28 protein-coding genes and 1 pseudogene are annotated in these 23,044 nt (G+C 64.4%); 12 read left to right on the top strand and 17 right to left on the bottom strand.

From position 1 onward, the window contains the following. Positions 1-48 precede the first annotated feature (48 nt). On the top strand, positions 49-843 hold the full coding sequence (locus CH249_RS04065; protein ID WP_094631547.1) for a MerR family transcriptional regulator: 795 nt from the start codon (positions 49-51) through the stop codon (positions 841-843). A 13-nt stretch (positions 844-856) separates the two neighbouring features. Here CH249_RS04065 and CH249_RS04060 read toward each other — a convergent pair whose 3' ends face one another. Further along, entirely contained in the window at positions 857-1,405 is a 549-nt protein-coding gene (locus CH249_RS04060; protein ID WP_143544360.1) for a TetR/AcrR family transcriptional regulator, read from the bottom strand. A gap of 68 nt (positions 1,406-1,473) precedes the next feature. On the opposite strand from CH249_RS04060, the gene CH249_RS04055 reads away from it, so the two are divergent. Together CH249_RS04055 and CH249_RS04050 are read left to right on the top strand one after the other, a co-directional pair. Further along, entirely contained in the window at positions 1,474-1,851 is a 378-nt protein-coding gene (locus CH249_RS04055; protein WP_045196123.1) for a hypothetical protein, read from the top strand. A 139-nt stretch (positions 1,852-1,990) separates the two neighbouring features. After that, positions 1,991-2,815, top strand: coding sequence for a dienelactone hydrolase family protein (locus CH249_RS04050; protein ID WP_045196121.1), 825 nt, complete (start codon positions 1,991-1,993; stop codon positions 2,813-2,815). 58 nt (positions 2,816-2,873) lie between these two features. Here the strand turns inward: CH249_RS04050 and CH249_RS04045 are convergent, their stop codons facing one another. Continuing rightward, on the bottom strand, positions 2,874-3,239 hold the full coding sequence (locus CH249_RS04045) for a DUF1330 domain-containing protein (RefSeq protein ID WP_094683308.1): 366 nt from the start codon (positions 3,237-3,239) through the stop codon (positions 2,874-2,876). A gap of 328 nt (positions 3,240-3,567) precedes the next feature. Here CH249_RS04045 and CH249_RS04040 point away from each other — a divergent pair, with 328 nt between their 5' ends. Then, positions 3,568-4,467 (top strand): 3-hydroxyacyl-CoA dehydrogenase, encoded by a 900-nt coding sequence (locus CH249_RS04040; RefSeq protein ID WP_094658809.1) that lies wholly within the window; start codon positions 3,568-3,570, stop codon positions 4,465-4,467. 110 nt (positions 4,468-4,577) lie between these two features. Here the strand turns inward: CH249_RS04040 and CH249_RS04035 are convergent, their stop codons facing one another. After that, positions 4,578-5,780, bottom strand: a complete 1,203-nt coding sequence (locus CH249_RS04035) for a helix-turn-helix domain-containing protein (protein WP_094683309.1) — start codon at positions 5,778-5,780, stop codon at positions 4,578-4,580. A gap of 128 nt (positions 5,781-5,908) precedes the next feature. Here CH249_RS04035 and CH249_RS04030 point away from each other — a divergent pair, with 128 nt between their 5' ends. Together CH249_RS04030 and CH249_RS04025 are read left to right on the top strand one after the other, a co-directional pair. Next, positions 5,909-7,573, top strand: coding sequence for an FAD-binding dehydrogenase (locus tag CH249_RS04030; protein WP_094683310.1), 1,665 nt, complete (start codon positions 5,909-5,911; stop codon positions 7,571-7,573). Between the two features lie 2 nt (positions 7,574-7,575). Then, positions 7,576-8,505 carry an MBL fold metallo-hydrolase gene (locus CH249_RS04025; RefSeq protein WP_094645492.1) on the top strand — a complete coding sequence of 310 codons (930 nt, stop codon included), beginning with the start codon at positions 7,576-7,578 and terminating at the stop codon, positions 8,503-8,505. 26 nt (positions 8,506-8,531) lie between these two features. Here CH249_RS04025 and CH249_RS04020 read toward each other — a convergent pair whose 3' ends face one another. Next, a complete protein-coding gene (locus CH249_RS04020; RefSeq protein WP_256980307.1) occupies positions 8,532-8,927 on the bottom strand; it encodes a LuxR C-terminal-related transcriptional regulator in 396 nt (131 codons plus the stop codon). Positions 8,928-9,137: 210 nt separating this feature from the next. Here CH249_RS04020 and CH249_RS04015 point away from each other — a divergent pair, with 210 nt between their 5' ends. Further along, positions 9,138-10,379, top strand: a complete 1,242-nt coding sequence (locus tag CH249_RS04015; RefSeq protein WP_094683312.1) for a TetR/AcrR family transcriptional regulator — start codon at positions 9,138-9,140, stop codon at positions 10,377-10,379. Positions 10,380-10,401: 22 nt separating this feature from the next. Here the strand turns inward: CH249_RS04015 and CH249_RS04010 are convergent, their stop codons facing one another. The 7 genes from CH249_RS04010 to CH249_RS03980 all read right to left on the bottom strand — a co-directional run bounded on the left by CH249_RS04010 (position 10,402) and on the right by CH249_RS03980 (position 16,432). Further along, on the bottom strand, positions 10,402-11,661 hold the full coding sequence (locus CH249_RS04010) for a PP2C family protein-serine/threonine phosphatase (RefSeq protein ID WP_094683313.1): 1,260 nt from the start codon (positions 11,659-11,661) through the stop codon (positions 10,402-10,404). 15 nt (positions 11,662-11,676) lie between these two features. Further along, positions 11,677-12,126 carry an ATP-binding protein gene (locus CH249_RS04005; protein ID WP_094683314.1) on the bottom strand — a complete coding sequence of 150 codons (450 nt, stop codon included), beginning with the start codon at positions 12,124-12,126 and terminating at the stop codon, positions 11,677-11,679. Between the two features lie 28 nt (positions 12,127-12,154). Then, positions 12,155-12,544 carry an STAS domain-containing protein gene (locus tag CH249_RS04000; RefSeq protein ID WP_032394259.1) on the bottom strand — a complete coding sequence of 130 codons (390 nt, stop codon included), beginning with the start codon at positions 12,542-12,544 and terminating at the stop codon, positions 12,155-12,157. 31 nt (positions 12,545-12,575) lie between these two features. Next, positions 12,576-12,932, bottom strand: a complete 357-nt coding sequence (locus CH249_RS03995) for an STAS domain-containing protein (protein ID WP_032394260.1) — start codon at positions 12,930-12,932, stop codon at positions 12,576-12,578. Between the two features lie 157 nt (positions 12,933-13,089). Then, the gene (locus CH249_RS03990; RefSeq protein ID WP_094683315.1) at positions 13,090-14,682 is read right to left on the bottom strand and encodes an NAD(P)/FAD-dependent oxidoreductase; all 1,593 of its coding nucleotides are present in this window, start codon (positions 14,680-14,682) and stop codon (positions 13,090-13,092) included. Next, the gene (locus CH249_RS03985; protein ID WP_256988092.1) at positions 14,679-15,998 is read right to left on the bottom strand and encodes an APC family permease; all 1,320 of its coding nucleotides are present in this window, start codon (positions 15,996-15,998) and stop codon (positions 14,679-14,681) included. Before CH249_RS03985 ends, CH249_RS03990 begins: the two co-directional genes overlap by 4 nt. Further along, on the bottom strand, positions 15,995-16,432 hold the full coding sequence (locus CH249_RS03980) for an SRPBCC family protein (RefSeq protein ID WP_045196111.1): 438 nt from the start codon (positions 16,430-16,432) through the stop codon (positions 15,995-15,997). The genes CH249_RS03985 and CH249_RS03980 overlap by 4 nt, the downstream gene beginning before the upstream one ends. Positions 16,433-16,618: 186 nt before the next feature. Here CH249_RS03980 and CH249_RS03975 point away from each other — a divergent pair. The 3 genes and pseudogenes from CH249_RS03975 to CH249_RS03965 form a co-directional block, all read left to right on the top strand. Beyond that, positions 16,619-16,810, top strand: a pseudogene (locus tag CH249_RS03975) (ANTAR domain-containing protein); the annotation flags it as partial. A gap of 65 nt (positions 16,811-16,875) precedes the next feature. Then, on the top strand, positions 16,876-17,667 hold the full coding sequence (gene thiD, locus CH249_RS03970; protein ID WP_094683316.1) for a bifunctional hydroxymethylpyrimidine kinase/phosphomethylpyrimidine kinase: 792 nt from the start codon (positions 16,876-16,878) through the stop codon (positions 17,665-17,667). Between the two features lie 119 nt (positions 17,668-17,786). After that, on the top strand, positions 17,787-18,092 hold the full coding sequence (locus CH249_RS03965; protein ID WP_094645483.1) for a hypothetical protein: 306 nt from the start codon (positions 17,787-17,789) through the stop codon (positions 18,090-18,092). 49 nt (positions 18,093-18,141) lie between these two features. Here CH249_RS03965 and CH249_RS03960 read toward each other — a convergent pair whose 3' ends face one another. The 6 genes from CH249_RS03960 to CH249_RS03935 form a co-directional block, all read right to left on the bottom strand. Next, positions 18,142-18,369, bottom strand: coding sequence for a hypothetical protein (locus CH249_RS03960; protein ID WP_032394266.1), 228 nt, complete (start codon positions 18,367-18,369; stop codon positions 18,142-18,144). Beyond that, positions 18,366-18,626, bottom strand: a complete 261-nt coding sequence (locus CH249_RS03955) for a lipopolysaccharide assembly protein LapA domain-containing protein (protein ID WP_032394280.1) — start codon at positions 18,624-18,626, stop codon at positions 18,366-18,368. Before CH249_RS03955 ends, CH249_RS03960 begins: the two co-directional genes overlap by 4 nt. An 85-nt stretch (positions 18,627-18,711) precedes the next feature. After that, complete coding sequence (locus CH249_RS03950; protein ID WP_008718579.1) at positions 18,712-18,882, bottom strand: CsbD family protein; 171 nt, start codon at positions 18,880-18,882, stop codon at positions 18,712-18,714. A 113-nt stretch (positions 18,883-18,995) separates the two neighbouring features. Then, entirely contained in the window at positions 18,996-19,802 is an 807-nt protein-coding gene (locus CH249_RS03945) for a transglutaminase family protein (protein ID WP_094631563.1), read from the bottom strand. A gap of 85 nt (positions 19,803-19,887) precedes the next feature. Continuing rightward, a complete protein-coding gene (locus tag CH249_RS03940; RefSeq protein WP_032394268.1) occupies positions 19,888-20,907 on the bottom strand; it encodes an LLM class flavin-dependent oxidoreductase in 1,020 nt (339 codons plus the stop codon). An 81-nt stretch (positions 20,908-20,988) separates the two neighbouring features. Further along, positions 20,989-21,570 (bottom strand): TetR/AcrR family transcriptional regulator, encoded by a 582-nt coding sequence (locus CH249_RS03935; RefSeq protein ID WP_256988090.1) that lies wholly within the window; start codon positions 21,568-21,570, stop codon positions 20,989-20,991. A 94-nt stretch (positions 21,571-21,664) separates the two neighbouring features. Between CH249_RS03935 and CH249_RS03930 the strand changes: the two genes are divergently transcribed. Both CH249_RS03930 and CH249_RS03925 read left to right on the top strand, forming a co-directional pair. Then, positions 21,665-22,807, top strand: a complete 1,143-nt coding sequence (locus tag CH249_RS03930; RefSeq protein WP_045196102.1) for an acyl-CoA dehydrogenase family protein — start codon at positions 21,665-21,667, stop codon at positions 22,805-22,807. A 42-nt stretch (positions 22,808-22,849) separates the two neighbouring features. Continuing rightward, on the top strand, positions 22,850-23,044 hold a 195-nt coding region (locus tag CH249_RS03925; protein WP_303396063.1), incomplete at its 3' end, for a carboxyl transferase domain-containing protein.

Raw genomic sequence — 23,044 nt, 5'->3', positions numbered from 1 at the left:
TCGGTCGAGCTTGCTCCTGACGTGACGTGAGGTTCTACCGTCTGATTCATGAACAACAACGGTCCGATCACCTGGGGAATCGGTGACGTCGCGCGTCGAACCGGCGTCACCGAACGTACGTTGCGGTACTACGAGGAACTGGGTTTGCTCGCCCCCGACCGAGACGGCGGGGGCAGGCGTCGGTACGGCGGGGGAGACCTCGATCGGCTGTACCGAATTCGGTTGCTCCGAGAATTGGGTACACCGCTTGCCGATGTCGATCCGGAAGCGATGGACCTCCAGCACCTGACGCGGCAGCATCTGACCGACCTGGACCACCGGATGACACAGCTAGCCCGGGTGCGCGAACGGGTTCGGGCAGTCGAGGACCGGCTTCTGCAGGGCGCTCAGCCGGGAGACGACGCCCTGTTGGACCTGCTGTCGGGCCTGTCGACCGACGAGCCGGCGGTGACCAGGCGTACCACTTTGCTCGTCTATCGAGACATCGCGGCAGCCCATTCCTACCTCGTCGACGTGCTGGGACTCGCACCGGGACCGATCGAATACGACGGCGACCGAGCAGTCCACGGCGAGGTTCACGCCGGTGACGGTGTTGTCTGGTTGCACCGCGAGGCTCCTGAACATCGGATGGTGTCGCCCCTGACCAACGGCATGGTCACCGCCTCGCTCGCTGTCCTGATCGACGACGTGGACACCCATCATGGACGGGTGTCCGCAACCGGCGCAGCAATCGACTACGCGCCCACCGACATGCCCTACGGCGTCAGGGAGTACGGCGTTCGTGATCTCGAGGGTCACCTGTGGTCCTTCCAGACGCCGATCTCGGAACCGGTGGCGTCCTGAATCCGTTTGCCCCTCAGCGGATTCGTCGGTGATCGAGCAATGAGGTCGATGCAGTATCGGCGAGGTCACTGCTTCCCAGAAGACGCATGAGCAGAAGGCCGTCGAGCATCGCCACGGCAGCTGCCGCTTCCGTTCGTCGATGGTGCGCGTCGCCGACCACGAAGCCCCCGAGCCATTCGATCCAGCCCTCGACCAAGTGCGAGGCCACAGATCTGTAGGGCTCGAGTCCTGCTGTTGCTTGTCCGATCGCCTCGAAGTACAGACCGAACAGCGGATCGTACTCAGGCTGTGCCACAACCGGCCACGCCGTCGCGACCAGCGCGCGGTGATCCCTCATCGGCGTCGAGAACGCCGCGGCCAACACGGTTTGCAATCGATCTCCGACTACCGACAGCACAGACGTGACGAGGTCGTCCTTCGTCGGGAAGTAGTAGACGACCGTGCGATCGCTGATCTTCAAGCGCGCTGCGAGTCTGCCGAAGGTCAAGCGGCTCAGGCCCCCTTCCAGGGCGGCCTCCAGTGCCACGGACAGCATCTCCTCGCGTGAATGTCTCTTGACCACTCCTTGATTGTAGTGGCCGCTACAGGTAGCTTGAGTTGTAGTGACCACTACAACTCAAGGGAGACGTCATGCGTACACGTTCGACTCCATTGCTCGCACTGTCGGTTCTGCGATCGACCGCCGGAGTGGTCTCGTGGGTGAGTCCAGCGCACTCGTGGCGTGCCTTCGGTCTCGGACCCATGCGTCAAGCCGGAAGTGCGGGGGTGGCGACGCGTCTGTTCGGAGTTCGCGATCTCGCGCTGGGAATGGCACTGCACCACCCATCCGCAGACGTTCGCAGAGCAGCCGTGGAGGCCGGGATCGCGATCGATGTTCTCGACGTCGCGGCAAGTGTGATCGGACGTCGTGCGGGCGCGCCTGCGGCGAGTCTGGCCGGAGTGGCCGCCGGCGCAACGCTGTTCGTCGTGCTGGGCGTGACGATCATCGCGGACTCGGATTCCTGGTGATCATCCGGTCAGCGCGTCGGTATCGGTCGCCGCCTGTCGTACACCCTCGGTCGGGGTGACGTATTTCGTGAAGCACGGCTAGCTTGGACGGCATGCGTCGGCTGGGCGCGGTGGATATCCGACAGAAGGGCGAACTCCCATGACCGATGACACGCTGGCCGACTTCGAGCGAACCGAGTTCACCGCGGACGGGCGGACCGCGCCGGTATATCGCATCGGAACCGGACCGGCCGTGATCGTGATGTCGGAAATGCCGGGCATCACTCCGAGGGTCGCGGACTTCGCGAGAACCGTTGCCGGAATCGGCTGTACGGCCGTTGTTCCGCACCTGTTCGGAGTCGACGGCAAGGATCCGCTGGCCGCCCCGCTGGGACCGCTCGGCACCGTGGCCACCATGTCCCGCGCCATGGTGCCGGCATGCATCAGCCGCGAATTCACCATCCTGGCCACCGGCAGATCGTCGCGCATCGTGGTGTGGTTGCGCGCTCTGGCAGCGCAGGAGCACGAGCGCTGCGGCGGACCGGGCGTCGGTGCCATCGGAATGTGCTTCACCGGCGGATTCGCTCTTGCGATGGCAGCGGACGATCGACTGATCGCACCGGTGCTCTCGCAGCCCTCACTTCCGTTCGCGGCATCGAAGTCTCGCGGTAGGTCCATCGACATCACCCCCGGCGACCTCGACAAGGTGAAGAGTCGTTGTGCAGCAGGCGAGCTCACGGTCCTGGGGATGCGTTTCGAAGGCGACAAGATGTGCCCGCCCGCGCGATTCCAATGGTTGCGCGAGCAGCTCGGCGACGCGTTCGTCTCGGTGGAACTGCCCGACTCCGCCTTCAACCCGGAAGCATTCGGACCGCCGCATTCGGTCGTCACCGAAGGACTGATCGATGCTCCGGGGGAGCCGACACGGCAGGCGTTGGATCAGGTGCTCGACCTGTTCCGTAGTCGGTTGCTCCCGACAGAGTGAGTAGATCGCTGTCTCGCCCCTGCCGAGTACCGAGCAACTCGGTCAGCGAGCCACGAATTCACGACCACGGAACGGTGGCCTGTAGAACCGCCTCCTTCAACGCGCCGGTCCGCAGTGCCGTCACCGCCTGGTAATCGGGATCGGCCACCATGTCGCTGAACGCCTTGCGCGAGGGGTACTGCACCAGCAGAACCGCATCCCAGGCCTGACCGTCGTCGGCTACCAATGCCGTCGAGCCGTCGCCCGCATACAGCACCGTCGCGCCGTAGCGCGGGAGGAACGTCTCGTCCAGTGCTTTCGCATACTCTGCGTACGAATCGCGGCCACCGTCGGCGAACCGCAGCAGTTTGAGCATCACCACAGGCCCACCGGGGTCTTCTTCCAGATAGCGCCTGAGGTCTCTTCCGCGGGGATCGACAGCCATCGATCGAGTATGCGTCAGCCGACGATCCGATGGAGAGGAAATTGCCACCGACGGCACCACGCATCGAAAATCCAGCACGGACGGCGGCGAAGGGCCTCCGAATGCAGATGCAACCGACAGTATCGGTGACACCGCCGGGCAGTTGGCCATGGCGGTTGTCATGGGAGCGCGCTCGATTTCGTTGCCCGGGTGACAGGTCCTCGGGACAGTCGACCGCTCGTTCAGCGAGTCGATCCGCTGTTCGATGCCGAGACGGTGGTTCCATGGTCAGCGGTAGAACTTGTAGAGCGGGAAACCAGTGACTCGATGAATGGGAAGTGTGTCGTCCATGGCCGATGTTGAGAAAGTGACCGTATTCGGAACTGGAGTGCTCGGTTCGCAGATCATGATGCAGGCGGCGTACCATGGGAAAACCGTTGTGGGATACGATATTTCAGACGAATTGTTGGCCAAACTGCCGGATCGCTGGGGATGGATGCGCGGATACTACAAGCGCGACCTGAAGACCTTCGACGAGGCACGTTTCGACGAGGCCATCGAATCCATCACGACCACCACCAGCGTCGCGGAAGCCGTTTCGGACGCCGACCTGGTGATCGAAGCGGTTCCGGAGGATCTCGAGCTGAAGAAACGTGTCTGGTCGGATATCGGCGCGTCCGCCCCGCCGAGAACTATCTTCGTGACCAACTCGTCGTCGCTACTGCCCAGCAGCTTTGCGGAGGCCACCGGGCGGCCGGAGAAATTTCTCGCACTGCACTTCGCCAATCTCGTGTGGCGGTACAACACAGGTGAGGTGATGGCAACTGCTGCAACAGATCCCGCTCACTTCGACACCGTACTGAACTTCGCTTCCGAGATCGGTCTCGTTCCCGTTCCGGTCCGAAAGGAAGTACCGGGATACGTGTTGAACAGTCTGTTGATTCCGCTGCTGCAAGCAGGAGCCAACCTCTACGTCGGCGGTGTTGCCAATCCTGCCGACATCGACAATGTGTGGCGAATAGCCACCGGGGCGCCCGCCGGCCCGTTCCAGATATACGACACGGTCGGCTTCAACGTCGCAGCACACATCGCGCGCGCAAGCGGTGGCGAGGATCAAGTGAAATTCGCCGATATGCTTCAAAAGGGCATAGACGCGGGAAAGACAGGCCTCGGGGACGGAGAGGGTTTCTACACGTACGATTCCGACGGCCGGCGACTCGATGCTGTCGAGTCGTGGAACATCAACTGAAAGCGCTCGATCACTGTCTCGTTCCGATGGAAGAGACTGTTGTCGAGGTATGGCCGGACAGCTTCCCGTCGTAGCCCGTCGCGCACCGCAGCGATGGCCGCCGAGCCGGATCAACCGAGTTGCCGCAGTTGAATCGCGGTGTCGAGCGCCAGCCGATGCCACGCCGATCGCGGATCTCGGCCGGTCAGTTCCTGGGCTCGGCGCAGTCGATAACGCAGCGTTTGCGGATGCACATGCAACTGTGCCGCTGCGGCCGTGGCGGTGCCGGTGGCGATGAAGGCCGAAAGGCCCTCGAGGATATGCGCATTCGCGGCCTCGATGAGCGAGCCGAGTACGGTGCGCACCACCTCGCTCGTGTCCGCGGTGGGCCGCGCGGTCAACAGTGCCAGCAGCTGCCCGTCGCCGGTGTCGAGCACGGCACGATCGTCGAACGCATGCTCCGGTGCCGTGTCCAGAGCATCGGAAGCGAGCCTCCACGCGCCGCTGACACCGGCAATGGTCGACAGCTCCACGAGGCATCCACGCACACCGGTCGCTCGGGACGCGCCGTCGGCACGGTCTCGACCGATCGAGGACGGCAGCAGCAGGATCGCCCGCTGCTCGCGTCGGGTGCACAGGTGACTGCGCGTCGTCGACGGCGCGGTGCGATCGGGCGGCGCGAGTCCCAGTGCGAGAACCAGAGATTCGATGGTGTCATCGGTCAGTGCTCTGCCCGCGCTTGTCATTTCCACCACCAGTAGATTCGGGTGACCGGACAGTTCGAGGTCGAGTTCGCGGGCGCGATCGGCCACCGCTCCGGGCGAGTTGTGTCTGTTCGCCAGCAGGTCGTCGAGCAAGAGGGCGTGAGCCTGCGCCCGATTGGATGTGAGTTGTTCGCGCGCAACGATGTACGCGCCGATGATCTCCTCGGATATCGCGTCGATGGCGTCGAGCACGCCCAGGCTGAGATCGGCGATGTCCGGTGGGTCGAGCGCATCGAGGTACTCGGTCGCCACGTGCCGAACGAACACGCTCGATGCAACTCGATAGGCTCTGAGCACGTCGGCCAACGGTCGGCCGTCGGCGGCGCGAGCCGCACCGATCGCGCGAAATCGACTGTGATCACGTCCGTCGAGAGCCGGATCGCCGCCTGCCCACAGCGTCATCAGGCGACGCAGCGACCAGTAGGCGATCGCCTCGACATCGGCCGACTGCGGACCGTCCAGGGTGCGGTAGACCGGAATTGCATCCCGCACGGCCTGCACTGCCGACGCCACCACAGCCACCAGTTCCGCTTCGATCTCGGCGACCACCGCGGCCCGGGCTCGGTACATCGCGGCATCGTCTCATATTTGTCGGTGGCTGATGAACCGTATTGTCAACGAAGCCGATTTCCTTGAGTTCCGGCACCCACGACAGCACAGTCGAGGGAGACAGTCGGGTCGAGCAGAAGAGTGGGGCAATGGACGCAGACGTGATCGTGGTGGGTGCAGGCTTGGCCGGACTGGTGGCGACCGCCGAACTGGCCGACGCCGGAAAACGGGTGCTCCTCCTCGACCAGGAGCCCGAGCAGAACCTGGGCGGTCAAGCGTTCTGGTCCCTGGGCGGTCTGTTCATGGTCGACACCCCGGAGCAGCGACGCATGGGTATCAAGGATTCCGCGGAGCTTGCGTGGCAGGACTGGCTCGGCACCGCTACCTTCGATCGCGGCGTCGACGATCCGGCCGGCGAGGACTACTGGGGACACCAGTGGGCGCGCGCGTACCTCGACTTCGCGGCCGGGGAGAAGCGCTCCTGGCTGCACGCGCAGGGCGTGCGGTGGGTACCCATAGTCGGGTGGGCCGAACGTGGTGGCTACCTCGCCGAGGGACACGGGAATTCGGTTCCGCGGTTCCACCTGACCTGGGGTACCGGGCCCGGGGTTGTCGCACCGTTCGAGCGGCGCGTGCGGGAGGCCGCCGACAAGGGATTGGTGCGCTTCGGTTTTCGTCACCGCGTCGACGAGTTCATCGTCAGTGCAGGCACAGTTGAGGGAGTTCGCGGCGTAGTTCTCGAACCCAGTGCCGCGGAACGAGGTTCGGGTAGTACCCGCGTCGAGGTGGGCGAGTTCGAGCTGCGTGCCGGAGCCGTGCTCGTCACCGCGGGCGGCATCGGAGCCAACCACGACATGGTGCGGGAGAACTGGCCGGCACGGTTGGGAACGGCTCCGAAGTCTCTGATCTCCGGAGTCCCCGAACACGTCGACGGCCGCATGCTCGGCATCACCGAAAAAGTCGGTGGACGTCTGGTCAACAAGGACCGCATGTGGCATTACACCGAGGGCATCAAGAACTGGAATCCGATCTGGAAGAATCACGGAATCAGAATCATTCCCGGCCCGTCGTCCATGTGGTTCGACGCGCGTGGTCGACGGTTCCCGGTGCCCAATTTTCCCGGTTTCGATACCCTCGGAACGTTGAAAGCCATCCAGGACAGTGGATTCGACTACTCCTGGTTCGTTCTGACGCAGAAGATCATCGAGAAGGAGTTCGCGCTCTCGGGATCGGAGCAGAATCCGGACATCACCGGAAAGAACCTCAAGCTCGTCCTCGGTCGAGTGCTGCCCGGTGCCAGCGGACCGGTCGAGGCGTTCAAGAAGAACGGAGAGGATTTCGTCGTCGCCGACACCCTCGCCGAACTCGTCCAGGGCATGAACAGGATCTCCGGCGAAAATCTGATCGACTTCGTCGATCTGAAGCGGCAGATCGAGGCCCGCGACCGTGAGGTCGACAACCCGTTCACCAAGGACCTGCAAATCTCCGCAATCCACAACTCGCGTCGTTCGCGCGGAGAACGCATCGCGCGTACCGCCTCGCCGCACAAGATTCTCGATCCCAAGTCGGGTCCGTTGATTGCCGTGCGTCTGAATATCATCACGCGGAAAACGTTGGGCGGCATCCAAACCGACCTGCAGGGCCGGGTTCTCGATGGCGACGGACACGCGATCGACGGGCTGTGGGCGGCCGGTGAGATCGCAGGATTCGGCGGCGGCGGTGTGCACGGGTATCGCTCACTGGAGGGAACCTTCCTCGGTGGGTGCATCTTCGGCGGCCGTCAGGCGGGACGCGCGATCGCCGCGCAGGCGTGACGGTGGCCCTCAGAATCGGTCGTCCCGCGCTGCCGGGTCCGGCGGAGATCGCCACCACTGAGTCGGCGGGTCCCCATTCGCCGGTGACAGTGTCGTTTCTCGGTGTCAGCACCGTGCTCTTCGACGACGGCCGATCGGCGATCCTCACCGACGGCTTCTTCTCGCGACCGTCGCTTCCGAAAACCCTCGTACGACCGCTGCGGTCGGACATGGGGCGCATCGATGCAGCCCTGCGCAGAGCGGGGATCACCACGCTCGACGCGGTGCTGTGTGCCCACTCGCACTACGATCACGCACTCGACTCGGCGGCGGTAGCGCTGCGTACCGATGCAGTTCTGGTCGGCGGTTCCTCGACCGGGTTCATCGGGCAGGGTTCCGGGCTCCCGGACGACCGGATCGTCGTGGTCGCGAACGACGAGACAACGGTGCAGGGCAACTTCGCCGTCTCGTTCGTCGAATCGGTTCACTCGTATCCGGATCGGGCGCACGGCAGGATCGAGCGGCCACTGACCCAGCCGGCTCGGGTGCGCGAGTACCGATGCGGGGAGGCATGGTCGATGCACATCGAACACGTTCCCAGCGGCCGTACGGCACTGGTGCACAGCAGCGCCGGTTTTCGTTCCGGCATGCTCGAAGGCCGCCGTGCCGACGTGGTCTACCTCTCGATAGGGCAACTCGGTCGACGGCCGCGCGTGTTCATCGAGCAGTACTGGCAGGAGACGGTCGTGGCCGTCGGTGCCCGACGCGTGGTGTTGACGCACTGGGACAACTTCTTTCGGTCCCTGGACGAACCACTGCAAGCGCTCGCGTACGTCTTCGACGACATGTCTGCCTCCGTCGATGTGCTGAACGCCTGCGCGCGGAGAGACGACATCGACCTCGAATTGCCGACCCTGTGGCGACGCGCGGACCCGTGGGCGGAACGAGCCTGACACCGACCCTGCACGCGGGCTGACGATCACAGATCGTCGAGGGTGACCAAGCCGTCCTGCAGCGCCCGGGCCACGAGCGACGCTTTGGTCGGTGCCGCACGACCGACGGTGGCGTACTTCGCGCGAATTCGAGACAGGTGGGTATTCACCGTGCCGAGTGCGATGTGCAGAACCGCACACACTTCTTGTTTGGAGTCGCAGCGCAACCACGCACCCAGGACCGCGATCTCGCGGGCGGTGAGTCCGGGATCGGCGAACCTCGTCGCTTCCTGCCGTGACCTGGGAGTCTCGGTACCGGGATTTGCGACGGTCCTGGCGCGCACGGTCGATGCACTGCGGCGCGGCGCGAATCGCTGCGCCGGATGGATCGCGGTACCGGACGCGACCTGAATCGTCGTGGTCGACAGACCTGTACTCGTCACTCGCATTGCATCCGACCCCTGCTGTCCGACTTGGGTGTTTCGGACATCCGACCACGCCGGAGGATATGAAACAACACCAGCGGGTTCGAGACAGAACACGGCATTGGAGGCTTCTGTCGATCCAGGTTTATCGGATTGTAAAGTCGGGTCTTCACGGGGCCATTGTTATAGTTCACTGTCCACCGGATCGAATACCGTAGGCGGTCGTCGTTGAGCCCGAAATCCACACCCCGCGAACAACTGCTGCGGGCGGGCTCACGATTGCTGACCGATCTCGATATGTCGGTGCTCGCACGATCGCTGTCTATCGCCTCGGTCGTCGAAGAAGCCGGGTTGTCGCACCAGACTTTCCACAATGCGTACCCCGGGTCCTCCCGTGCCGGGGAGCGTGGTGGCAAGGAAGCGTTCGTCGAGGACTTGCTCGCGCACGTGACTCTGCAGTACACGAAGCCCGGCGATGCAGAGCATGCCTCGTCGGATCTCGCGTCCTACTTCGAGCAACTGACCTCCGGTCTGCTGCGCAGGAGAATGATCGGCGCGATGATCGCCTCCGACCACGCCGGAGCGAGATCGTCGTTGGCACCCGAATTCGATGCCATGGACGCCGCAGTCGAGGATGCCGTCCGGCACAAGCTCCGTGCAATCGGGGGTTCGGTGAGAACGCCGCTGACGGTGACCGGACTGTCCAATGTCCTCGTCGCCCTGCTCGACGGTCTTGCTTTCCGTGAGACCCTCAGCCCGGGAACGGTGCCCACGTCTCGTGCGTCCACGGCTGTCGAATCGCTGCTGGAATGGGCGGTGGACCCAGTTCACTCGGATCGTCGTGAACGCACAGCGGGACCCGCGGACGTGCCCGCTTCTCTCGACGGTTTCGATCATTCGAGGGCCGACATCGAATCCGACGTCATCGCGGCGACCGAGAGGTTGTTCGCGGCACACGGATACTTCTCGGTCACCCTCGCCGACATCGCCACTGCTTCCTCGCTCACCGTTGCCGATCTCAAGCGCCTGTTCCCGAGCAAGGTCGACATCATCGTTGCCGCACTGACGCCCGAGTTCGAGCGCGTCCTCCGGCTGGGTCGTGCGGACGCCCGACTGGAGGTGGAACCCATTGCGGCTCTGGAACGTTCGGTCGGTCGGCTTGCGGAGTTCGTGGCGCGCAACCGCTCTATGAGCTCGGGGATGCTGCTGGCACTGAGCTTCGAGCAGTTTCACGAGCCGAGCACTGTCACCACCATTCGGGAGCAACTCCCGCTGCCCTCGGCGCTCACCCCGATCCTCGAACGTGGCCAGCGTCGAGGCGACTTCGGTACCGAGGCGTCGGCAAGCGAACTTGCGACGATACTCGCCAACAACGTGGTGATCAGATCCGTCTCACGGTCCGAGGAAGGTCCGGAACAAGTCTCCGACTACGTCCTGCGGGTGTTCCTGTCGGGAATACGCGCACGTTGAGCGAGCCTGCGGGCCTGAACAGCTACGCGTCGGCGTCGACCCGGGGTACCTCGAAGGCGAGCAGTGCTACGTCGTCCTGCAGACCGTCTCCGAAGGAAGCCAGAAGTGACGTGAGATCGTCGACGATCTTCGGTGCAGTCGTCGGACCTCTTTCGGCAGCAAAAGATTCGAGGCCACCGTCGTCGTCGAAGCGTGTTCGCCCCGGTCCGACGATCGCCTCGGTCAACCCATCGGTGTAGAAGGCCATGACGTCGCCGGGTCGCAGTGTCACCGATGCCGACGCGAAGTGCGGCTCGGCCAATGCTCCGACCAACTGACCACCGGTGGTGTCGACGAAGTCCACGACGGCGTCGTGACCGATACGCAGTGCCGGCGGATGTCCTCCGCTGGCGAGGTCGACCACCGCACCGTCCGGGCCCGGAGTGATGGTGCCGAAAACCACTGTGCAGAAACGTGGGTCGTCGCCGTGGAACTCGTGGTGCAGAACGGTGTTGAGGTTCTCGAGTACCGAGATCGGGTCGCGGTCGAACACCGCCGCGGCGCGCAGGGTGTATCGGGTCAGCGAGGTGACGGCGGCGGCTCCGGCACCCTTCCCGCTGACGTCACCGAGAAAGAATCCCCATGTCCGATTGTCGAGGGGGAACACATCGTAGAAATCGCCACCGACCTCGTCGATGGATGCGGGGTGATAGTGAGCCGCCACATTCATACCCGCCGGAGCGGACAGGATCGGGGGGAGCAGGGTGCGTTGCAGGGTTGACGCCAGAATCTGCACTTGCGTTCTCTCTGCCTCGGCCTGCTTGCGCGCTTCCTCCGAGGCGCCCAGTGCATCCTGTGATCTGTCCAGAGCGGCCTCGGCGCTGTCCTGCGCCGCCTCGGCGTTGTCGCGGGCGTCGATCAGATCTCTTTCGCGGACGTTCCGCTCGGTCTCGTTGTGCAGCGTCATCGTCACAGTCATGGGACCTGTGGGCGTGCGCAGGGCGTTGGCGAGTATCGACACGGCGATTGCATCGCTCCTGTCGGGTGCGACGGTCAGCTTCGCGGAGGCTCCGATCGGGGAGTCGGCCCGTGAATTCGACGCGACGTCGATCAGCGCCGTCAGTACGGGCTCGAACTCGATCGTGAACAGGTCGGTGACCGAAGTTCCCACGAGAGCGTCACGACTGCGTGCGGTGATGCGGGCGGCGGCAGCATTGGCGTAGAGGATCCGTGCCGTGGCCACATCGACGGAGAACACCCCGCACGGTGCACTGTCGAGCAATTCAGCAGCGGTGGCAGACATGGGCACTCCCTTCGTTCATGACGAGCGGGTGGCAGAACTGGAGCGGCTTGCCGAGACCGGATCGGTCCACACCGCAGTCACGATGGTCCCGAACCCCGGCCGGTGATCGACGAGGAGGTCGTCCGACACTGCGGCAGCGAGTTGCAACCCATGGCTGCGATTGGTCGTCGGCGTCGGTGGCCGCCACGTTCCGGTGTCGGAAATCGTGACAGTCAGGGTTCGATGTTCGTATGCGGCGGTGACCGTCATCGTTCCGGGCTCGGGCACTGCGTGGTAGGCATGCTCGACCACGTTCGCGAGCGCTTCGTAGACCCCGAGGACGATGTCGTCCACCAATGAGTTGCTCACTCCCAGGTCGAGAATCCAGTTATGCAGCCGACGTCGAAGCGCGGTCGCCACGGCCGATTCGGCCGGTGCGGTGTGGCTCCAACGCTGTGGAGTGGGTCCGGGACTGCTCTCGGTCATCGTCGCTGTCCGAACCGGTACCGGCCGGTCATCGGTCGACTTCCGAGTCGAGAGCTGCCGACCGCACGTGAGCCACCGCGTCGGGAACGGTCGTGAAAGTGGCCATCACCCGATCGATTCCGCTGAGCTGCACGGGCCGAACCACGACACCATCGACTGCCACGAGCGCCATGAGCGAGGCATCGGGCAGTCGATCGCAGACTCGCACCAGTACGGTGATGGCGCTCGACGACAGGAAGCTCACATCCGTCAGATCCACCACGAGTCCGGCCCGGGCTGTGTCTGCCGCCGGGAACGCAGCAGCCGACAGCTCCGGTATGGTGTCGAGATCGAGTTCGCCTCGAACGGTGAGCACGGTCGTCGCGTCGTGGTCCGCTGCCACGATCTCGAAGGCTGCTCCGGTCGGCTCGTCTGGCATGGGTTCGACGTTACCTGTTGTCGAGTCGAACTCACGACCGAAACGCGTCGACGAACAGGTCGCCTGCGCCCAGTACCTCCAGGACCATACGCACCGATCGTGCAGGCGCGAGCACGGCGATCTTGCCCGGATGCACGTAGGTGGCATCGATGATTGCGTTGGCAACGCCGGAGTACATGAACGACACCGCCGACAGATCGACACAGACCCGATCGGAGGCGGCGGCCAGGCGGTCCAGGCTGTGCACGAACTCGGCTCTGGTCGACATGTCGAGTTCGCCCGACGCTCGCAGAATGTTGTGTCCGTCCGGTCGAACTACGGTCTCGACCCGAAACACGCCCTCGTCGTCGCGAATGGAGCGTTCCATCGTTGCAGTGCTGGTCAACATATCTTTACCTCTTCCCCGAAGCGTTCGTCCCGGTCGGTCTGCCCGCGCGGTGCACAACGCTGAGTTGTTGTGCTTTCAACCATGCCAGTGCCTGATTGCAGGAGACTCCGCCGCACATCTCGAACGAGTAACGAAAGATCTCGTTTCGATAACGCCGTCACCGGGTCAACACGTCGATGAGCGAACCGGTGATTTTCTTCTTCATCCAGCCGTGTACACCTCGCTGGCCCAGCGCTGCCCGGGCAGCGTTGAGGCCGGCGGCTCCGTGCACTCCTCCACCGGGGTGCGCCGATGCCGACCCGAGAAACAGTCCTTCCACCGGCGTTTCCGCCCGCCCCAGCCCCGGCGTCGGTCGAAATATCAACTGCTGCTGCAGCTGCGCGGTTCCGCCGTTCACCGCACCACCGTGCAGATTGGCATCGGCACCGTACAGATCGCTCGGTCGTTGGACGACCCGCCCGACGACCGAATCGGCAAATCCCGGTGCATGGGCGTCGAGGACTTCGTCGACCCGATCCGCCACGGTGTCGGCGGCCGCGTCGTCGACGACGCCCCTCGGCAGATGTGTGTAGGCCCAAGCGCTTTCCGTGCCCTCCGGTGACCTGCTCCGATCGGCAGTGGTCATCTGGCCGAACAGCATGAACGGGCTCTGGGGAAGAACTCCGGTGGTGAGATCTGCCGCCCAGTGCACGAGGCCGTTGTCGTCCGCACCGAGATGGACGGTGCCGGCGTCGGCCAAAGACGGTGAGTTCCAGGGTATTCGACGATCGAGTGCGTAGTTCACCTTGACCACCGGGGTGTCCCACTCGAAGGTGCGCAAGTCGTCGTGCACTCGGCGCGGCACGGCGTCGAACGGAAGCAGTGAACCGTACAGAGCCGGTGCGGACACGTCGGCCACGATCGCCCGACGCGCTCGAAACGTGTCTCCGGAAGCGGTGTGCACCCCGCGAGCGCGGCCGCCGCGTACCTCGATGTGCTCGACCGCCTGACCGCACTCGAGCGCCGCACCCGACGCGGCACCACGACGAATCAACGCGGTCGTCAGCGCAGACGATCCGCCCACAGGGGCCGGAAACCCGACGTCCTGAGCCAGCATCGTGAGCAGCCAGCCCATCATGCCGCTCACCGGGGCATCGGTCGGGACGTCACCGTGCATGGCGTTGCCCAGCAGCAGGCAGCGAGCAGCCTCGCTGTGAAAGAGCTCGTGAGCCATCACCCGGGCGGGAAGGGCCGCGAATCGCGCGAAGCGCAGTGTCTCGGGCACCCCCAAGGTGTGGACGAGTCGAGCCGCTGGGACGACGGGTGGAAACGGTCCGAACAGCGAATTCATGAAGGGCTCGCGAATGCGCTCCCACTGCTCGAAGAGCCGCAGCCAGGTTCGGCCGTCTCGCGCGTCGTGTTCCGACAGACGCGCAGCGGTGGTCTCGACGTCGTGGTGAACGACCGGAGCGTCGGTGTCCTGCGGTGACCGCGCATGGCCGTACACCGCGGGGGAGTGCGACCACTGCAGCCCGTGGCTTTCCAAGTCGAGTGCAGTCATGGCAGGCGAGGCGAGCGCCAGCGGATAGAAGGCGCTGAAGAGGTCACTGGTGAAACCGGGAACGAGCTCGGCGCTGCGCACAGCGCCGCCGGGATGTTCGGCAGCCTCGAGGACCACGACGTCCCAGCCGGCGTCGGCCATCGCTGCCGCCGCAACCAAGCCGTTGTGGCCACTGCCGATCACGATCGCGTCGACCTCGGTGGTGGTCATGAGACTGCACTCCTCCGGTCGGTATCGGTCTTGTTGGTCAGCAGGTTACCGACGAAGTACAGCGCTACTCCCACGGCGAGGAGCAATCCGGCGCGCAGCCACGTTGCCGCGGACTGCTGGGTCAGTAGAACTGCGCACGTGATCAGTGCCAGCACGGGGAGTGCGGTCGGCGTCCGGAAATGACCGGAGTCGGCCCGATCGCTGCGAAGCACCAGTACCGCCACGTTGGTGCTGATGAAGACGAACAGCAGGAGCAGCACGACCGTCTCCGCAAGCGCAGCGACGGAACCGGTGCTGCACAACACCATCGCGACGACGGTGGTGGCCACGATCGCTGCCCACGGAGTTCTGCGGCCCGGCAGAACCTTGGCCAATGCGCCGGGAAGCAGACCGTCACGAGCCATGCCGAAGGTCAGTCGCGAGGCCATGATCATGGTCAGCAGTGCGCCGTTGGCCACGGCGACCAGTGCGACGAGGCCGAAGACCCACGGCGGAATGCCCGCATCGGCAGCTGCGACGACCTCGAGCAGCGGACCGGTCGATTGCGCCAGGGTGTCGGCGGGCACGACGGTGGACACTGCGAGACCGACGAGCACGTACACCACCCCGGCGACGGTGACAGCACCGAGAAGAGCCCGTGGGTAGACCCGGCGCACGTCCTCGACTTCTTCGGCGATGTTCGCCGACGTCTCGAATCCGACGAACGAATAGAACGCGAGCAGAGCCGCGCCGAGCACCGCGAGCGTCGGAGTCGTCGCGTCGGTGAATTCGAGGACCCTGGACGGCGTGCCGTTACCCCGGCTCAGCACGAGACCGGCGAGGGCGACGATCAGCACCAGACCCGATACCTCGACGACCGTCATAGCGAGGTTCGCCCGCAACGATTCGGTGATCCCGCGAGCGTTGAGCAGCCCGACCAGAAGCAGGAAGACCACTGCGGCGGGGACGGCTGGCACGTCGAGGAACACGCCCAGGTAGTCGCCCGAGAAGGCAAGCGCCAGGCCGGCGGCGCTGGTGACACCTGCGGCGAGCATCGAGAATCCCACCAGAAACGACACGAGCGGTTTTTTGTACGCCCGCTGCGCGAACACGGCTGCGCCGCCTGCTCGTGGGTACTTGGTGACGAGTTCTGCGTACGACGCAGCGGTCAGCAGTGCCATCAGCAGGGCGACGAGCATGGGCAGCCAGATCGCTCCGCCGACCTCGCCCGCTATCTCGCCGACGAGAGCGTAGATTCCGGCACCGAGCACATCGCCGAGAATGAAGACGAACAGCATTTTCCCCGAGACTGCCTGTCGCAGTGGGGACTTGCTCACGGAGCTGTGGACCGCTCTGCGAGCAGGGCGAGCCGACGGAGCGCCTCGGCGTTGCGTGGATGCGCCAACAGATGCTGTATCCGATTCGGCACCAGGGCGAACGGCGCAGTGATCGCGTGCTCGATGATCTCGATGCGGCAACCGGTGGCAATCGGGTGTAGCCGCACCGTGATCGACGCTTTGCCGAACGGCAGGGCGCGCGCTTCGAGTCGTATCTCTCGTTCGGCGTGAATTCCCACCGAACGAGTCACGTCGCTCAGCACCGCGGGCCAGGTGCCGACGGAATGGTGAATCGTGGAACCCGGTGCGGGCCAGGTGTTGTCGACGGCGCGAATTCGGGATGCACCGACCACCCAGGTTGCGTACGTCCAACCGTCCGCGAGGACTCTCCAGACGTCCTCACAGCTGGCTGTGGTTTCTCTGCTCGTGGGCACGATTCGGCCTCCGGAATCTCTCGTCGTTTTGTGTGAGCACGTGATCCGCGCTCGCCGACACTCCGGGACTGGAAGTGGGGCACTCTGGGTGCTGCGATCGCACGGTAGAACGATCCGACACTGCCGTATGCCCCGAAACGGGCCGGTTCAATCGGTGCGGCAGATCGAGGAGAAGTCATGTCCCACCGCAGCGCTCTGGCCTCGCGAGATCGAATCGGTCAGGCCAAGGGGATCATCATGGAGCGCTTCGACGTCGACGCCATCCGCGCGTTCGACATGCTCGGTGCGCTGTCACAGGAAATGAACGTGCCGGTATCGATGTTGGCGGCGCAGCTGATCAGCCGTGAACACCCGACCGAGCCCGATCTGCCGAGCTGACGTTCGCCCCACCAGGTGCGCGACCACCTGATTTCGGGTCGAAAGGCACTTGTCATACTGAGCTCATGTCGACAATCGCGTACGTGATCGCAGGTTCGGAAGCCACCGGTGGAGCCGGTCTGCAGGCAGACCTCAAGACATTCGAGCGGCTCGGGGTCTACGGAGTCGGCACAATCACGTGCATCGTCTCGTTCGATCCGAAGTCCGACTGGGGCCACCGCTTCGTTCCCATCGACAGCTCGGTCATCGCCGATCAGATCGAAGTCGCCACTGCCGCACACGATCTCAATGTCGTCAAGATCGGCATGCTCGGCACACCCGCTACCGTCGAGACCGTGGCGAGCTCACTGCGTCTGCAGCCGTGGCGGCACGTGGTGGTCGATCCGGTGTTGATCTGCAAGGGTCAGGAGCCGGGCGCGGCGCTCGACACCGACAATGCGCTTCGGCGCGACATTCTTCCGCTGGCCACCGTGATCACCCCCAATCTGTTCGAGGCACAGACATTGTCCGGAATGGACGCCATCACCACCGTCGACGATCTGGGCGAGGCGGCCAAGCGAATTGCCGAACTCGGACCGCGGTACGTGGTGGTCAAGGGGGGTGCGGGGTTGCCCGGCGACGAGGCCGTAGACGTCGTCTGGGACGGTTCCGAACTGACCGTGCTGCGCGCCCCCAAGGTGGGCGAGGAGCGGGTATCGGGTGCCGGATGCGTGTTCGCCGCGGCCATCACGGCCGAGCTCGCGAAAGGCGTGGACGTGCTCGACGCGGTCGCCACCGCCAAGAACTTCGCACACGCAGGCATCGTCGGACGGCTGACGAGCCACGCCCCGTTCGCCGCAGTGAGTTGGCACGACTGAACCATCGGCCCGATGTTTGTCGACGGCGCTTTACGGGAACCGCGCTGTGAAGGCGGTGAACGCTCCTCAGGACCGGTCTGCGGTCAGTGGCCGTCACTCATTCATCTCGAGAGGTTCACATGGCGCACCAGAACACGAGCGATTCCGACGCCGGCGCACGCGACGACGATCGGACGACCCGCGGCCACGCGGGTGAGGCGATCGTCGACACGCGAAACTGGCCCGGATACATCTTCATCGGAATTGCATTGGTGAGCCTGGGTCTCACCCTTACCGCCGCAGGCTACGGGTTCTCCGGATGGGTGTGGATCGGTGCGATCGCCGCGCCGGTTCTTCTCGCGGCCGGAATTGCACTGGTTCTACTGGAGCGCAAACGTGTCAAGGCTCGGGAAGGCAAGTCGCTGACCGACCCGGCGGGACACTGATCGTCGCCGGGTGGGCCGGTACAGCCGGCCGACGCATTGGTCGACCGGCTCAGCGGTGTGCGCGAAGAGACTCACGATCCTTCTTGCCCTGCGACTTGTCGGCCCGCCGTTGTGCGAATCGACCGGCCGACTTCAGGCCTCTGGACACGACATTGTCCTTGCCCGTTCGCTTTTCGAGGCTCTGGCCGGCGAAGGCCAACAACCGAGCGAGGACGGGAAGCCCGATCGCAACGATGAGGTAGCGGTACAGGTACTTGCGCGCGAGCAGGGGGATCATCGGACTGCGCGTCGAACCTTGAGCGCAGCGGTGGCGGTCAACGTGATGACGGCTCCGACGACAGCGGCACCGAGCAAGGAGACGCCCTGGCCGAGATCGAAGTTCCAGCCCAGGAAGTTGATGGTGGTGTGCACGGTGTTCTGCAGCACGAAGATCACCAGTGCTGCGACCAGGACGAGCGTGACGAGGAGGGCGAACTTCGAGGCGAATCCGCCGCGACGCTTGGTGGTCTCGGTGTTGCCGGTGGATGTGGTCATGAGGAATCCGTTCTGTGAGGTGGAAGGGGTGAAAGGCGAGTGCCGCCGATCATCGAGATCGGCGGCACTCGATGCGATTGCGGTGTTACTTGAAGGTGTCCTTGATGTTCTCGCCGACCTTCTTCACGCCTGCCGAACCCTGATCCTTCTTGCCCTCGGCCTCGAGGTCCTTGTTGTCGGTGGCGTCGCCGACAACTTCCTTCGCCTTGCCGATGGCGTCTTCCGCGGCGTTCTTGGCCTTGTCGATGAAGCTCATGAGAGTCCTTCCGGGTGGCTGTGATTGTTGGTAACGGATACTTAGTCGGTTTTCGTCACCGAAAGCAAACGCCGGTGTGATACAGATCACAGTGGGGGGCGTCCGGACGGAGATCAGGTGAGGGAGACCAGTTCGGTGATGTCGTCCTCGGGGAGCTCGCCGTCGACCACTGCCGTGACCACGGAACTGTTCAGCGTGATGGCACCCTTGTGGTTGTCCAGGAATGCGGTGTCGGCGGCGTCGCGACCGACCGAGATGCGCACCAGCGTCGAGCGCGGGGCGAGGCAGGTGGCATCCACGACGCGCCACTGGCCGCCCACGAAGGCTTCGGCGACGGCGTGGAAGTCCATCGGGTCGCAGCCGGGTGCGTACACCGCCACCAGGCGGGCCGGAACGTTGACCGCCCGCAGCATGGCCACCACGAGGTGCGAGTAGTCCCGGCAGACGCCCTGTCCGGCGAGCAGTGTGTCGACAGCACCGTCGATCGGATCACTGCTCCCCGGAACGTAACTCAGGCGAGCGCCGACCCACGCGGAGATCTTGGCCAGCAGTTCCTCGGAGTCCGCGTAGTCGCCGAATTCGGTTGCGGCGAAACCGTAGAACTTGTCGGCCTCGGCGTACCGGCTCGGTCGGAGGTAGAGCGACATGTCGTAGTCGGTGACCGGTGCCGGGGTGGTGTTGCCCAAGATGGTGGCGTCGTACGAGACCTGCAGGTTGCCAACGTCGGCGGGCATGACGTGAATTCGGTTGCCGTGCGGCCCGCTCACTTCCTTCGCCTCGATGGGGTTGCCGTCGAGAACGAAGGACAGTGATTCGGTGACCGTCGTGCCCGGATGCGGCGCGATTGCGATCTGGAATTCGAGCGTGGTGGCTGCGGTGATGTCTACATCGAGGCGCGCGGATACGTCGCGTTTGAGCATGGGAACTCCTGGCAGGCGAGGGCGGGTGAACGAGCTGCCAGTACCCGTATCCGCCGATACCAATCCCCTCCCACTCTGCGAGTGGTCAGCGCCACCCCAACGCGGGAGCGACGTCGCGCAACACAGTGTCGAGGACGTGGGCGCAGTAGTCGACGCCCAACTGGTTGGGGACGGTGAGCAGCAGCGTATCGGCGGCTGCGATAGCTTCGTCCGCGGCGAGCTCTTCGATCAGTCGATCGGGCTCGCCTGCGTACGTCTTGCCGAATCGGGCCTTGCCGCCGTCGATGTAGCCGACCTGATCGTCGCCGCTGCCCTCTCGGCCGAAGTAGGCGCGATCGAGATCGTTCACGATCGGAAAAATGCTGCGACTCACCGAAGTTCGCGGCGCGAAGTCGTGTCCGGCGTCGCTCCACGTCTTGTGGAATCGTTCGATCTGCTCGGCCTGCAATCGATGGAACGGCACTCCGGTGTCTTCGCTCAATAGCGTCGAGCTCATCAGGTTCATGCCCTGTCGCGCGGTCCACTCGGCGGTGTCGCGGGTGCCTGCACCCCACCAGATGCGCTGCCGCAAACCGGGGGAGTGTGGTTCGAGGCGCAGGAGTCCGGGCGGATTGGGAAACATCGGCCGCGGATTGGGCTGTGCGAAACCCTTGCCTTCGAGAAGATCGAGGTAGATGCGGGTGTGTTCACGGGCCATGTCGGCGTGATCGGAGCCCTCGGCCGGTGTGTAGCCGAAGTAGCGGTAGCCCTCGACGACCTGTTCGGGCGATCCTCGGCTGACTCCGAGCTGCAGCCGCCCGCCCGAGATGAGATCGGCGGAACCCGAGTCCTCGGCCATGTAGAACGGATTCTCGTATCGCATGTCGATGACACCGGTTCCGATCTCGATGGTGCTCGTCTTGGCACCGACGGCGGCGAGGAGTGGGAACGGTGACGCGAGCTGGTTGGCGAAGTGATGGACGCGGTAGTACGCGCCGTCGGCACCCAGTTCTTCGGCGGCGACCGCGAGGTCGATGGACTGCAGCAGTACGTCCGACGCGGACCGCGTCTGCGACTGTGGGGACGCCGACCAGTGTCCGAAGGACAGAAATCCGATCTTCTTCATCACGCGCTCTTTCGTTGAAGGATCAACTGTATTCGTTGGGTGTCAGCGCATACCGAGGTCGATTCATTCCCTGCTCCGCGGCTACGCGCCGATGCCCGCCGTCAGCAATTTCGCCAGTTCGAGGTAAGCGTCGCCGTCGCTCAGTCCGGTCAGTCGAAACACCTCGCGAGTCTGAATGCGAACCATGACCGAGGAGGCCACGTCCCCGACGAAGGCCGCGTGCACGTCGCGCACTTCGCCGCTGGCCACGCCCTCGCTGATCAACTCCTGGACGCGGCGCGCGGCGATGGCGGTGTTTCGTTCGTATACCGAGCGGGCCGCCTCCAGTGACGCCAGGTCGGTCATGAACTGTTCGGACGCGGACTCGAGAGCTGCCCCCACCGCGGTGAGATAGGTGGTGATGCGATTGCGGGTGCCGTCCACCTCGGCGACCGCGTTCTCCACATGCGTGGTCATGGACTTGAAATAGTGCACCGTTGCGCCGCCGACCAGCTGATCCTTGCTCGACGCCAGGGTGTACAGCGTGGACTTGGAGCACCGAAGCCGGGCCGCGATGGTGTCGAGGGTCAGGTGTGCGAAGCCCTCTGCCAGAAACAAGCTCACGAGCTGGTCGAAGAGTTCGGAACGGCGTGCCGTGGCATGCGAGGTCACGGGTGCGTTCACATCAGGGATGGTACTGCATCGGCTTGTGCAGTACTGTGCATCAGTACTGCGGATCGTCCGGCAGTACTGATTCGATAGCCCCGGAGGTTTTCACGTGCCCGTCGACCGTCTGTTGCCCACGTCCGAAGCGCGTGATCTGATCGCCCTGACCCGGGACGTGGCAGACAAGGTCCTCGACCCGATCGTCGACGACCACGAACGGCGTGAGACCTACCCGGAGGGAGTGTTCGCCACCCTCGGCGAGGCAGGCCTGTTGAGCCTGCCGTACGCGGAGGAATGGGGAGGTGGTGGCCAACCGTACGAGGTGTACCTCCAGGTCCTCGAAGAACTGGCGTCGCGCTGGGCGGCGGTTGCAGTCGCAGTGAGCGTGCACGGTCTGGCTTGCTATCCCGTGATGGCGTTCGGTACCGAACAGCAGAAGGCCGACAAACTCCCCGACATGCTCGGTGGGGCGCAGATCGGCGCCTACTCACTGTCCGAAGCACAGGCCGGCTCGGACGCTGCCGCACTGAGCTGCAAGGCCACCCCGACCGAGGGTGGCTACACCGTGAACGGTTCGAAGGCGTGGATCACACACGGCGGAGTGGCCGACTTCTACAACCTGTTCGCTCGTACCGGCGAAGGGTCGAAAGGTATCTCGTGCTTCCTCGTTCCGGACGGAACCGACGGCCTGAGCTTCGGCAAGCCCGAGGAGAAGATGGGACTGCATGCGATTCCGACGACCGCCGCGCACTACGACAACGTCCACGTACCCACCGAGTGGCGAATCGGCGCGGAGGGGCAGGGACTGCAGATCGCCTTCAGTGCCCTCGATGCAGGCAGGCTCGGAATTGCCGCTGTAGCCGTGGGAATCGCGCAGGCGGCGCTCGACGACGCGGTGAAGTACGCCCAGGAACGTACGGCGTTCGGCAAGAAGATCATCGACCATCAGGGCCTCGGTTTCGTGTTGGCGGACATGGCAGCGGCAGTGGACTCGGCCCGCGCCACCTACCTCGATGCTGCGCGTCGGCGTGACGCCGGACTTCCCTACTCGCGCAACGCTTCCGTGGCCAAGTTGATCGCTACCGATGCGGCCATGAAGGTGACCACCGACGCGGTACAGGTGTTCGGTGGCTACGGGTACACCCGCGACTTCCGCGTCGAGCGATACATGCGCGACGCCAAGATCACTCAGATCTTCGAGGGCACCAACCAGATTCAGCGTCTGGTGATCGCGCGCTCGCTCGCCACGAACTGACGATCTCCGTTTGCCATTCCACACAACGTAGGGGACATCTGCATGACCACAACCGAACCCGATATCCATACCACTGCGGGTAAATTGGCCGATCTTCGTAAACGTCTCGCGGTTGCGGAGATTCCGTCCGGTGAGGCGGCGGTGGACAAGGTCCACGCCAAAGGCAAGCTGACCGCCCGTGAGCGGATCACCGCCCTGCTCGACGAGGGCTCGTTCGTCGAACTCGACGCCCTCGCC

Source organism: Rhodococcus sp. 05-2255-3B1 (assembly GCF_002258545.1).
Classification (GTDB): domain Bacteria; phylum Actinomycetota; class Actinomycetes; order Mycobacteriales; family Mycobacteriaceae; genus Rhodococcoides.
Note: the sequence above shows the minus strand (reverse complement) of the source record. Positions and strands in the feature narration are given on the sequence as shown.